Below are 12900 nucleotides of genomic sequence, written 5' to 3'. Positions count from 1 at the left end.
CGCTTATTTAGTAACGCTTGACCAGCGTCATCTGGTCGTTTTCACGTGTCATCTGGAATCGCGTCAAAAAGCTGTTGCCCAGCAGCATGAAGGGCATGGCCTGTGGCGTGACCACGGCGTCCACGTCAAACACCTCCACATCACCGATGCGCACAGAGTTGAGCTTCACGCGAAAACCCTGTGTGATGCCGTTGGCCGTGGACATATTGACGGGCTGGCCGTTCTTGAAGTTGATGCCGACGCGTGTGGCATCGGCACCGCTCATGGCAATCGACGTGGCGCCGGTATCGACCATGAACTGAGCGGCCTTGCCATTGATCTGGCCCGGCGTCATGAAATGGCCGCCTGTCCCGGCTGTCAGCACGATGCGGGTTCCGCGACCGCCGCCGCCACCGCTGGCACCCATGCTGACGGGGGCTTCACCCACGCGCAAGGTCACGCGCTTGCCGGCTTGTTCGATGACGGCCTGGTCTCCGCTGGTTGAAATGACTTTCACGCCCTGATGGGTTTCACCTGCCGCAACGGACTTGGGCGCGCTGCCGTCCACCACCAGAAGTGCCTTGCTGCCCAGCATGCCGGCCAGTGCGACGGATTCTGCGTGGGCTGCAATGCTGGAAAAGGCAAGCATGGACAACAAGGCCAGCTTCCGCAATCGCGCGACCGTGCGCAGCGCAGGGCCGCCCCAAGCAAGCACAGCCCCCTCGGGGGGCAGCGCATTACGCGAAGCGAAAAGCGTGGGGGCCATTCAGTCGCGGAAGTTGTCGAAACTCAGCGGCAAATCCTTGATTTCGGCCCGGATCAAGGCCATGGCGGCTTGCAGGTCGTCGCGTTTGGCGCCGGTGACGCGGACTTTGCCTTCCTGGATGGCGGCCTGCACCTTCATCTTGTTGCCCTTGATGAGTTGCTGGATCTTCTTGGCCTGCTCGGTTTCTATGCCGTCGCGCACCTTGGTGACCTGCTTGACCTTGTCGCCGCCGATTTTCTCGATCTTGCCGATGTCCAGGAAGCGCACGTCAACGCCCGATTTGGCCAGCTTGTTGCGCAGGATGTCGTGGATCTGGTCGATCTGGAAGTCACCGTCGCCAATCAGGGTGATGTCCTTGTCTTTCAGCTCGATTGAGGCAGCGGTGCCCTTGAAGTCAAAACGTGTACCGATTTCCTTGGCGGAATTTTCGACGGCGTTTTTGACCTTGACCATGTCGGTCTCGAGGACGGTATCAAAAGAAGGCATGAGCGGGAGTCTTTGCTAGAAAAGAGGGATGAGACAATCCTCCGGATGTTAGTCGAGAAAAACGTTCCACTCCAGCTTTCCAACACCTTTGGCATCGTGGCCAAGGCGCTTTCCCTGGTCCGGGTGGCCGGTGAGGCAGATATCCGCGAGGTCTTGGCCGATCCGGCATTGCGGGCCATGCCCAAGTTTGTGCTCGGCGGCGGCAGCAACATCGTGCTGACAGGCGACGTGAAGCCGCTGGTGCTCAAGGTCGAAATCATGGGCAAACGCCTTGCCAGCGAGACCGCCAAAGCCTGGATTGTGGAGGCTGGCGCCGGTGAAAGCTGGCACGACCTGGTCACCTGGACGCTGCAAAGCGGCTACCCTGGCCTGGAAAACCTGGCGCTGATCCCCGGCACCGTGGGCGCATCGCCGGTGCAAAACATAGGGGCTTATGGCGTTGAGCTTCAGGACAGGTTTGAATCCCTGGACGCGGTTGACCTGACGACCGGGCAGGGCTTCACGCTGAATGCCGCGCAGTGCGCTTTTGGCTACCGCGACTCGGTGTTCAAGCACAAAAGCTCGGCTGGCGACACCGCCGCCGGTGCGGGCAACCCGGGTTTTGGGCTGGCCGACAAGGCCTTGATCACGCGGGTGCGCTTTGCGTTGCCGAAAAACTGGAAACCAGTGCTGGGTTATGCCGATATTGAGAAAAAAATGGCTCAATCATCCCCGCAGCCGGCGTCTGGCGCGCCAAGCGCGCTACAGATTTATGAGTGGATTTGCGAGATCCGGCGTGCCAAGCTGCCCGATCCGCAGGTGATAGGCAATGCCGGCAGTTTTTTCAAGAACCCGACAGTGACGCCCGAGCAGTGCGCCGACATCATCCAGCGCGAGCCGAAAATCGTTCATTACCCCATGGATGACGGCTCAATCAAACTGGCCGCCGGCTGGCTGATAGACGCCTGCGGCTGGAAGGGTAAGTCCATAGGCAATGCCGGCGTTTACGAGCGGCAGGCACTGGTGCTGGTCAACCGCGGTGGCAAGGCTGACCCGGTGACCGGAGGTGAGGTGATGACGCTGGCCAAGGCGATACAGACCAGTGTTTATGAGCGTTTTGGCATCATGCTGGAGCATGAGCCTGTGGTGGTTTGATGGCGACCGCTGGGTTTGGCGGCAGGCGACTGAGTTTGCCGACCGGCTTTGTTGGACCTGTTTAGCAAAGCATTTCGGCGAACTATGAAACGGCCCAAACCCTGGCCATCCTCCCCGACACCCTGCTCCCGCTTGGTCTCCGCCAGTTGCGGCTGCCAGCGGCTCAAGCCGAGGCAGAAGAGGCCCCCGCCCTGAGCCTATTGCCCTGCAATTGCTATGTTTTTAATAGCTTCTTGCGCACATTCCACAAGGGCTAGAGGCCAATTTGACGTAGAAAATCCCGCCATGACCGGGGGTTTTGGCCATCTAAACCTTCTGTTCAAGCCGGCTTTCATACTTGCGCTTCATATTAAAGATTGGTTTAATGTGACTTCATCAAATTAAAGAACTCTTTTGCACCCATGCGCAGTACTGGTACCTACGCCACCTCCACCACCTCGGGCGAGTCCGTGCAGGCGTTTGTGCCGCACGCACTGCCGCCCGCCAAGCCAGCGCTGGCGCCCGAGTCCTTTGTGGAGGCCAACCGTGCGGCCGAGCTGGCGTTGGCCCGGTTGTCGGGGGTGGCTGGGTTGGTGCCGTCGGTGGATTGGTTGCTCTACAGCGCCATCCGCAAAGAGGCGTTGCTGACCTCGCAGATTGAAGGCACCCAGGCCACGCTGGCAGATTTGTTTGACGAAGAAGCGGGTTTTTCGGTCAGCAACACCGACGACGTGGAAGAAGTCACCAACTACCTGCGAGCCTTCCGGCTGGTGCAATCGCAACTGCGTGACCCGGCAGGCCTGCCTTTGAGCATGCGTTTGCTGTGCGATGCCCACCGGCTGCTGCTGGATGGCGCGCGCGGCAACGGCAAGCAACCGGGCGAGTTGCGCCGCTCGCAAAACTGGATTGGCGGCACACGCCTCGGCAATGCCGTGTTTGTGCCGCCACCGCCTGAGCGGGTGCCTGCCTTGCTGGCAGACCTGGAGCGTTTCATTCACGACCGGGACAATGGCTCGCAGCCCTTGCCGCCGCTGGTGAAAACGGCGCTGGTCCATCTGCAGTTTGAGACGATCCACCCGTTCCTGGACGGCAACGGCCGTATCGGGCGCCTGCTGATTGCCGCGCTCCTGGAGCATTGGCGCTTGCTGCCCGAGCCCTTGATGTACCTCAGCGGCTACTTGAAGCAACACCAAGCGGAGTATTACCGGCGACTTTCCAACGTGCGCACCGAAGGCGACTGGGAAGGCTGGGTGGCGTTTTTCCTGGAGGGCGTGGCCGTGGCCGCGCAAGATGCCGAGCGCAACATCGTGGCCATCGCCACGCTACTGGCTACCGACCGCCGCAGTTTGCTGGCTGCGTCCAAAGCCGGGCCCAGCAGCTACCGCTTGTTTGAAATGCTGCCCATGATGCCGCGCTTCACCATCGACCAGGTGCGCCAGAAGCTGACCACCAGCTTCCCCACAGCCACCGCTGCGGTCAAGGTGCTGGAAGATCTGGGTATCGTCACCGAGCTGACCGGGCAAAAGAAGAACCGCAGTTACAGTTACACGGCGTACATTGCGCTGCTGGCTGAATAAAAAATTCGAGGGGAGGGGAGCATGTTGATCAAATCAGCGGACGACAAGTCCAAACGCCTGGCATTGCTGCAGGATTTACAGCAGTCACACCTGTTGGACGCACGCCAAAAAGAATGGCTGCGCGTTGAACTGCGCAACCTGACTGCCGGCATCAGGGGCGAACGAGAAGCCGCCTTCCACCTCGATGGCCACTACAAAGATAGCCAAAACAACGTGTTGTTGCACGACCTGCGGTTCCAGATCGATGGCGAGGTCGCCCAAATTGATCATTTGGTCATCAACCGCACCGGCTACATGGTACTGATCGAGACCAAAAACTATTCGGGCGACCTCGAAGTCAACGCCCATGGCGAATTCACTGTCCGCTACGGCAGGGAGCGCTACGGTATTCCTTCCCCCTACGAGCAAAGCCGCCGCCACGCACGCATCCTGGGCAAACTTCTGGAGCGACTGGAAATCAGTACCCGCACCGACAAGCTGCCCGAGTTCCATAACGTGGTGCTGATGCACCCGCAAGCCATCATCCAGCGGCCGGACGCAAAGGCGTTTGACACCAGTTTTCTCATCAAGGCAGACCAGTTCCGCGCCTGGCATGAAAAGCTGGTGGACCGCATCGGTACGGGTGCTGTGCTCAAGGCCATGCTCAACATCCGCAGCCCAGACACCATCAGGGAGTGGGGCGAAAAGCTCAAGCGCCAGCACCGCCCGCCAGACCTGCTGGATCTGCCCGACTTTATGCAGCCCAAGCCCCAGTTGGCCAAGGCTGTGATGGAACCTCGGCCTCCAGCGCCGGTGTTTGCAGCAGAACCAGCCGCCCCGGCGCCCACACAGCCCGACGCATCATTGGCCAAAAAACTGATCTGCGCTCATTGCCGTGAGAAGATCAGCTACTCCGAAGGCAAATTCTGCTGGAACAACGCCAAGCGCTTTGGCGGATTGCAGTATTGCCGGGAGCATCAGGGGTTGTTTGCTTAGAGTGGGGCAATTGAATTCGGCGTTTTAACTTCCGAGTTCCATATTTTTGATCAATGACAGACATTCAACTTAACTTAAGCGTTCTCGAAAACCATCTATGGGAGTCTGCCAACATCCTTCGGGGCCCAGTAGATGCGGCTGACTTCAAGACCTACATCTTCCCGCTTCTGTTTTTTAAGCGCATATGCGACGTTTGGGACGAAGAATTCATAGAAATAGTCGCCGAAACTGGCGATGAGCAACTGGCCTGGTTTCCCGAGTCGCATCGATTTCAGATCCCAGAAAACTGTCACTGGAGCGATGTTCGCAACAAGGCCTCCAATGTAGGCAGTGCACTGCAACGGGCAATGCGGGAGATCGAAAAGGCCAACCCCGATTCCCTCTATGGTGTTTTTGGTGATGCCCAGTGGTCAAACAAAGACCGGCTGTCCGATGCTTTGCTGAAGGATTTGATCGAGCATTTTTCCAAGCTTCCGTTCGGAAATCAGAACGTGAACTCCGACCTACTCGGTGATGCCTATGAGTATCTGATCAAGAAATTTGCTGATGCCACCAACAAGAAAGCTGGCGAGTTTTACACGCCGCGCAGCGTGGTGCGGCTGATGATCGAGATGCTCGACCCTCGTGAGGGCGAGACCATTTATGACCCAGCCTGCGGTACTGGTGGCATGCTGCTTGCCGCAGTTCAGCACGTGAAAGACACCCATGGTGATGTCAAACGCCTATGGGGCAAGCTCTTTGGCCAGGAAAGAAACCTCACCACCTCAGCCATCGCGCGGATGAACTTGTTCTTGCACGGCATTGAAGACTTTCAGATCGTGCGCGGGGACACCTTGCGCAACCCGGCTTTTTTTGACGGCGACCGCCTGGCCAATTTCGACTGCGTTATCGCCAACCCACCGTTTTCGCTGGAAAAATGGGGTGAAGAACAGTGGGTCAATGACCCGCTCGGCCGCAATTTCGCCGGTCTGCCGCCCTCCAGTTCTGGCGACTTTGCCTGGGTGCAGCACATGGTCAAGTCGATGGCCGAGGTCAAAGGGCGCATGGCCGTCGTGCTGCCGCAGGGCGCGCTGTTCCGCAAAGGTGCGGAGGGCGCGATTCGCCAGAAACTGCTGGAGATGGATTTGGTCGAAGCCGTCATCGGCCTGGCACCCAATTTGTTCTATGGCACCGGCCTGGCGGCCTGCATATTGGTTCTGCGAAAGAAGAAGTCCGTGAAACGGCGCAAAAAGATCATGATTGCCGATGCATCCCGTCTTTTTCGACGCGGCCGCGCGCAAAACTACCTGGAGCCAGAACAGGCTCTGGAAATTCAGCGCTGGTTTGAGAAATTTGAAGATGTGCCGGACGCCGTGCGCATCGTCAGCATTGACGACGTCAAGGCAGAGGAATGGACTCTCAACATCTCTCGCTACGTTTTGCCGCCCTTGCAAGAAGATATTCCACCTTTGCCAGAGGCCATCGCCACCTTCAAGGACGCACTTGTTCGCTGCCGTGAAGCCGAAACCCGGTTGGCCACTGTGATGGTCGAAGGAGGATGGTTGCAATGACTGTCGAACGTTCATCCAAGCCCAACAAAATCTTCACCGAAGAGATGGCGAATGCTGCAAGATCTCTATTAAAGAAAAAGCTTTCTCAAGTAGAACCAGCAAAGGCTACCGATGGCACACGCATCACCCAACAAGAACTAGAAAGCTACCTCTGGGGGGCTGCAGTTTTGCTGCGCGGCCTGATTGACGCTGGCGATTACAAGCAGTTCATTTTTCCGCTGCTGTTCTACAAACGCGTTGCTGACGTTTGGGAAGAAGAGTACCAGGCAGCCGTCGCCGGCACGGGCGGCGACTTGTCGTACGCCAAGTTCTCTGAAAACCACCGCTTCCAGATTCCGGACGGTGCGCATTGGAATGATGTGCGCCAAACCCCGAAAAACGTGGGTGCCGCCATTCAGCGCGCCATGCGTGCCATCGAATCGGCCAACCCCGACATGCTGGATGGCATCTTTGGCGATGCGCCTTGGACCAATCGCGAGCGCCTGCCAGACGAAACGCTGAAAAACCTGATCGAGCACTTCTCGACCCAAACTCTGTCGGTTGCCAGCGTGCCCGAGGATGAACTGGGCAATGCCTACGAATATCTGATCAAGAAGTTTGCGGACGACTCGGGCCACACGGCTGCCGAGTTTTACACCAACCGTACCGTCGTCCACCTGATGACGCAACTGCTAAGCCCCCAACCCGGCGAGTCAATCTACGACCCCACTTGCGGCACCGGTGGCATGCTGATCTCTGCGCTGGACGAAGTCAGGCGCTCTGGCGGCGAGTACCGCACGCTTAAGCTCTATGGGCAAGAACGCAACCTGATTACTTCCAGTATTGCGCGCATGAACCTGTTCTTGCATGGCGTGGAAGACTTTGCAATCATCCGTGGCGACACACTGGCCGACCCACGGCATATTGAGGGTGACCGCCTTCGGCAGTTCGATGTCATCCTGGCCAATCCACCCTATTCCATCAAGCAGTGGGATCGTGAAGCATGGACACAAGACAAATGGGGGCGGAACTTCTTTGGCACACCGCCACAAGGCCGGGCTGACTACGCATTTCAGCAGCACATCTTGGCCAGCCTGACCGCCAAGGGGCGCTGCGCAGTGCTGTGGCCGCATGGGGTGTTGTTCCGCAATGAAGAACAGGCCATGCGCGCCAAGATGATTGATCAGGACTGGGTCGAGGCCGTAATTGGCTTGGGACCAAATCTGTTCTACAACTCCCCGATGGAGTCATGCGTAGTGGTCTGCAACCGAAAAAAGCCTGCCAAGCGCAGAGGCAAGGTCATCTTCATTGACGCAGTGAACGAAGTCACCCGCGAACGGGCGCAGAGCTTTTTGAAGCCGGAGCACCAGCAGCACATTTTGCGAGTCTTCAAGGCCTTTGCGGATGTGCCCGGCTTCGCCAAGGTCGCCACGATCGCCGAAATCGATGCCAAACTGGGAAACCTGTCGATACCTGTTTATGTGAAGCGGGTTGCTGCTGCGCCGGTGACAGATAGCTACGGCGACGCAGTGACGTTGCACTCAACCTGGAAGGAATGGCAGGCGACAGGACCAGCCTTTTGGCAGCGCATGGATACCTTGGTAGAAATGCTCGATTTGCGTGTTGCCGAGAAGCCCGCTGCCGAAGTAGTACCGTTGCAAAAGAGTGCGAAGCTGCCTGTTCAGCCAGCTTTCAAGCGAGCCGTGCTGGCAGCTGAAATAGTGCATCAGCTCTACTCTCAGCAGCGCTTTGGTAGCGTCAAGCTGGAAAAATTGCTTTTCCTAAGCGAAAAGCACTTTAGCCTAGAGGCAGACATGCAAAGCCATTACTACCGGCAAGCGGCAGGGCCTTATGACCCCAAGGCAATGCGCTCCGTCGTGAGCAATCTGAAGTCGCACAAATGGTTTAGCGTCTCCAAAGTGAATGGCCGGACGCACTATGCCCCGCTAGAAAAATCTGGTCAGCACGCAGACTATTACGCGCGCTACTTTAAACAGGTGAGAGACCGTATTGATCTTTTAATTTCTCGCTTCAAAACGGCTACCACCGAGCAATGCGAAATCGTCGCCACGCTGTACTCAGCCTGGTTTGACTTGAAGTCCAAGAGGGAACCATTTTCTGATGAAGACATCCTCCACGAAGTGACTCAAAACTGGCATCCTAGCAAGCAGCGCATTGAGACAGAGCGCTGGCACAAGGCGTTAGCCTGGATGCGTAACCACCGGCTTACTCCTGAGAATTTGGGGGAATTGATATGACTGCACGCCGGGTTAAGTTTGGCGATGTTGTGCGGCTATCGAAAGCTCGCAGTCAAGACCCGCTGGCCGAAGGCGTGGAGCGATACATTGGTCTGGAGCACTTGGAGCCAGGCGAATTGCGGATTCGCAATTGGGGCAGTGTTGCCGACGGCGTCACCTTCACGAGCGTCTTCCAACCCGGGCAGGTGTTGTTCGGTAAACGTCGCGCTTACCAGCGCAAGGTGGCGGTGGCGGACTTTTCTGGTGTGTGTTCAGGCGACATCTATGTGATAGAGACAAAGGATGCACAGGTCTTGCTGCCTGAGTTGCTGCCGTTCATTTGCCAGACTGATGCCTTTTTTGAACATGCGGTCGGCACATCTGCGGGCTCATTGAGTCCACGAACAAACTGGACAAGTTTGGCAGATTTTGCGTTTGAATTGCCGTCGTTGGACGAACAGCAGAAGATTATTGAAGTGCTAGCAGCAGTCGGTGAACTATCGGAAAGTCTGCGGTTAGCCAAGGCGGCCATTAGCAGGCTGAAGTCTGCGCTGGTTGAAACGACATTTCCAATATCGGAAGCGCGAAACTACCTGGAAGCACCGAGCGAGTACAAGGGAAGGCAACTAGTAAAACTTGGCGAGATCATGACACTTCAAGTTGGTTTCCCGTTCAAAAGTGCGATGTATTCAGTCGAAGGTGATCGCCTTTTGAGGGGCTCAAATGTTGGCGTCAATCGACTTGTTTGGGACCCTGAGGTTACCTGTTACTGGCCAACTGACCGCCGAGGTGATGTGCTTGACTATGTATTGAATGTGGACGATTTGGTAATCGCAATGGACCGTCCTTTTATCTCAGAAGGCTTCAAGATTGCCAAGGTTAAGGAATGCGATTTGCCCGCTCTGCTCCTTCAGCGAGTTGGCCGATTCCGTCTCACTAATGGCATCAGCTCTGATTATCTTTGGGCCTTTTTACACTCTGAGTCGTTCAAGTGGCAGTTGCAGCGAATGCAAAAGGGTACAGATTTGCCGCACATCAGCAAATTCGATATTGAGGGCACATTGATTCCGGTCCTGCAAATGGATGACCAAAATGAGGTTGCCCGACAGTTTTCTGCAATTGACTCTTCGGAATCAGAATTGCTAAAGCGATATGTGGCGGCAGAGCATCATAGAAAAAGTGCGCTCCGTACTTTGGTCACATAAGGAGGAATATTGTTTAACGAAGCCAATACCGTTGAAGCCTTCGTCCGCGACCTGCTCGCCGGGCAGGTAAAAGCAGTTTCTACCAATGTTGCGCAAGAACCGCAGGCCAGTTATGGCACGAGTCCAAAAGGTATCGGCTGGCGTTACAAGGCCCCGGCCGAGGTGCCACGCCAGATTCAGGAAGTGTTGGTTGAATCCTGGTTGCGTGATGCGCTGATCCGCCTAAACCCCGAAATCGCCGCTCAGCCTGACCGTGCGGATGAGGTACTCTACAAGTTGCGGGCCATCGTGTTGTCGGTGCGCTCCGACGGGTTGATCCGTGCCAATGAAGAGATGACCGCCTGGATGCGTGGCGAACGATCCATGCCCTTCGGCGACAACAACCAGCATGTGCCGGTGCACCTGATTGACCTGGACGACCTGACGCAAAACCAGTACGTCGTCACCCAGCAGTACACCTACCGGGCTGGACCCACTGAGCGCCGTGCCGATCTGGTGCTGCTGGTCAACGGTCTGCCATTGGTGCTGATTGAGGCCAAAACGCCTGTCAAAAAGTGCATCAGCTGGGTGGATGGTGCTGTGCAGGTAAACGCAGACTACGAAAAGTTTGTCCCCGAGCTGTTCGTCTGCAACGTGTTCTCAGTGGCAACCGAGGGCAAGGAATACCACTACGGCTCCATTGGCCTGCCAGTAAAGGACTGGGGTCCATGGCACCTGGACGAAGGCAAAGAATCAGATGGCGCCCAACACCACCCGCTGAAAACGCTCAAACTGTCGGCTGAGAGCATGTTGCGGCCCAATGTGGTGCTGGACATTTTGGGCAGTTTCACCCTCTTTGCCACGGACAAGAAAAAGCGCCGAATTAAGATCATTTGCCGCTACCAGCAGTACGAGGCCGCCAACAAACTTGTGGAGCGCGTGGTGGCTGGCTATCCAAAGAAGGGGCTGATCTGGCACTTTCAGGGTTCAGGCAAGTCCCTGCTCATGGTGTTCGCGGCGCAAAAGCTGCGCATGCACTCACACTTGAAGAACCCGACGGTCATCATTGTGGTGGACCGCATTGATCTGGACAGCCAGATCACTGGCACATTCACCGGTGCCGACATCCCCAATTTGGAGAAGGCAGACACCCGCGAGAAGCTGCAACAGTTGCTTGGGCAGGATGTGCGCAAGATCATCATCACTACGATCTTCAAGTTCGGCGAAGCCACCGGCTGCCTCAACGACCGCAGCAACATCATTGCGCTGGTGGATGAAGCCCATCGCACACAAGAAGGCGACCTGGGACGCAAGATGCGGGAGGCACTGCCCAATGCGTTTCTGTTCGGCCTGACCGGCACGCCGATCAACCGCTCCGACCGCAACACCTTCTACGCTTTTGGTGCGGACGAAGATGCTTTGGGCTACATGAGCCGCTATGGGTTTGAGGAGTCCATTCGCGATGGCGCAACGCTAAAGCTGCATTTTGAGCCGCGACTGGTCAATCTGCACATCGACAAGGCTGCGATTGAGACGGCGTTCAAGGAACTGACAGGTGGCTTGTCAGACCTGGACCGGGACTCGCTGGGCAAGACCGCCGCCAAGATGGCTGTGCTGGTGAAAACGCCCGAGCGAATTCGGCGCGTGTGTGAAGACATCGTGCTGCATTACCAGAGCAAGGTGGAGCCCAACGGCTTTAAAGGGCAGATCGTCACCTTCGACCGAGAGTCTTGCCTGCTGTACAAAGCGGAGCTCGACAAACTGCTGCCACCCGAGGCAACAGATATCGTCATGTCGGTACAGGCCGCCGACAAAAAAGAGCACCCCGAGTACGCCGCCTATGACCGTAGCCGCGATGCTGAGGAACGATTACTGGACCGTTTTCGTGACCCTGCGGACCCACTCAAGCTCATCATCGTCACTGCCAAGTTGCTGACCGGCTTTGATGCGCCCATCTTGCAAGCGATGTATCTGGACAAGCCATTGCGCGACCACACGCTGTTGCAAGCCATTTGTCGGGTCAATCGCACGTATTCTGATCAGAAAACGCATGGCCTGATCGTTGACTATCTGGGTATCTTTGATGATGTTGCAGCCGCACTAGAATTTGATGACCAGAGCGTCAAGCAGGTGGTCAGCAATATTCAGGAGTTGAAAGACAAGTTGCCCGAAGCCATGCAGAAATGCCTGGCATTCTTTACTGGCGTGGACCGCAACCAGACTGGCTATGAAGGCTTGATTGCGGCGCAGCAGTGCCTGCCCAACAACACGGTGCGCGACAATTTTGCTGCCGAATACAGCCTGCTGAGCAAGATATGGGAAGCCCTGTCGCCAGACGTTGTGCTTGGTTTGTTCGAGAAAGACTACAAATGGCTGTCTCAGGTGTACCAGTCGGTCCAACCATCCAGCGGCCACGGCAAGTTGATCTGGCATTCACTTGGTGCCAAGACGATTGAGTTGATTCACCAGAACGTGCATGTGGATGCTGTGCGAGACGACCTGGACACGCTGGTGCTGGATGCTGACTTGCTTGAGGCAGTGCTGTCTAACCCGGACCCCAAGAGCGCCAAGGAGATTGAGATCAAGTTGGTGCGGCGTATGCGCAAGCATTTGGGCAATCCGAAATTCAAAAAACTGTCTGAACGATTGGACGCGCTGAAGGACCGGTTTGAATCCGGGCAGATCAACAGTGTCGAGTTTTTGAAGCAGTTGCTGGAGATTGCCAAGGAAACGCTTCAGGTCGAGAAGGAAATGCCGCCCGATGAAGATGAGGACCGTGGCAAGGCTGCGCTGACAGAACTGTTCAACGAGGCGAAAACTGCAGAGACGCCGATCATGGTCGAGCGTGTGGTGGCTGATATTGATGAAATTGTGCGGCTGATCCGCTTTCCCGGGTGGCAGAGCACGCAGGCCGGCGAGCGCGAGGTGAAGAAGGCTCTACGCAAGGCGCTCTTCAAATACAAGCTGCATGCGGATGAGGAGCTGTTCGAGAAGGCCTACAGCTATATCAAGCAGTACTACTAACCACCTGTGTGTGCGTTTGTTCATAGCGAA

9 protein-coding genes are annotated in these 12900 nt (G+C 56.5%); 7 read left to right on the top strand and 2 right to left on the bottom strand.

All coding sequences use genetic code 11. The features are described from left to right. Window positions 1–7: 7 nt before the first annotated feature. Together ACFQND_RS20270 and ACFQND_RS20265 are read right to left on the bottom strand one after the other, a co-directional pair. Window positions 8–628 carry a retropepsin-like aspartic protease family protein gene (locus tag ACFQND_RS20270; RefSeq protein ID WP_371438230.1) on the bottom strand — a complete coding sequence of 207 codons (621 nt, stop codon included), beginning with the start codon at window positions 626–628 and terminating at the stop codon, window positions 8–10. A 117-nt stretch (window positions 629–745) separates the two neighbouring features. After that, window positions 746–1231: a YajQ family cyclic di-GMP-binding protein gene (locus tag ACFQND_RS20265; protein ID WP_371438194.1), complete on the bottom strand. Its 486-nt coding sequence runs from the start codon at window positions 1229–1231 to the stop codon at window positions 746–748. Between the two features lie 45 nt (window positions 1232–1276). On the opposite strand from ACFQND_RS20265, the gene murB reads away from it, so the two are divergent. The 7 genes from murB to ACFQND_RS20230 all read left to right on the top strand — a co-directional run bounded on the left by murB (window position 1277) and on the right by ACFQND_RS20230 (window position 12870). After that, complete coding sequence (gene murB / locus ACFQND_RS20260) at window positions 1277–2365, top strand: UDP-N-acetylmuramate dehydrogenase (protein ID WP_371438193.1); 1089 nt, start codon at window positions 1277–1279, stop codon at window positions 2363–2365. A 401-nt stretch (window positions 2366–2766) separates the two neighbouring features. Next, complete coding sequence (locus ACFQND_RS20255) at window positions 2767–3921, top strand: Fic family protein (RefSeq protein ID WP_371438192.1); 1155 nt, start codon at window positions 2767–2769, stop codon at window positions 3919–3921. A 21-nt stretch (window positions 3922–3942) separates the two neighbouring features. Then, window positions 3943–4896 (top strand): nuclease-related domain-containing protein, encoded by a 954-nt coding sequence (locus ACFQND_RS20250; RefSeq protein ID WP_371438191.1) that lies wholly within the window; start codon window positions 3943–3945, stop codon window positions 4894–4896. Window positions 4897–4949: 53 nt separating this feature from the next. Further along, window positions 4950–6446 (top strand): type I restriction-modification system subunit M, encoded by a 1497-nt coding sequence (locus tag ACFQND_RS20245; protein ID WP_371438190.1) that lies wholly within the window; start codon window positions 4950–4952, stop codon window positions 6444–6446. Beyond that, window positions 6443–8683: a type I restriction-modification system subunit M gene (locus ACFQND_RS20240; protein WP_371438189.1), complete on the top strand. Its 2241-nt coding sequence runs from the start codon at window positions 6443–6445 to the stop codon at window positions 8681–8683. The genes ACFQND_RS20245 and ACFQND_RS20240 overlap by 4 nt, the downstream gene beginning before the upstream one ends. After that, window positions 8680–9867, top strand: a complete 1188-nt coding sequence (locus ACFQND_RS20235) for a restriction endonuclease subunit S (RefSeq protein WP_371438188.1) — start codon at window positions 8680–8682, stop codon at window positions 9865–9867. The genes ACFQND_RS20240 and ACFQND_RS20235 overlap by 4 nt, the downstream gene beginning before the upstream one ends. A gap of 9 nt (window positions 9868–9876) precedes the next feature. Beyond that, entirely contained in the window at window positions 9877–12870 is a 2994-nt protein-coding gene (locus ACFQND_RS20230; RefSeq protein ID WP_371438187.1) for a type I restriction endonuclease subunit R, read from the top strand. Window positions 12871–12900: the final 30 nt, after the last annotated feature.

The sequence above is a fragment of the Polaromonas aquatica genome (assembly GCF_042659145.1).
Classification (GTDB): Bacteria; Pseudomonadota; Gammaproteobacteria; order Burkholderiales; family Burkholderiaceae_C; genus Polaromonas; species Polaromonas aquatica.
This window is presented reverse-complemented; position numbering and strand designations above follow the sequence as displayed.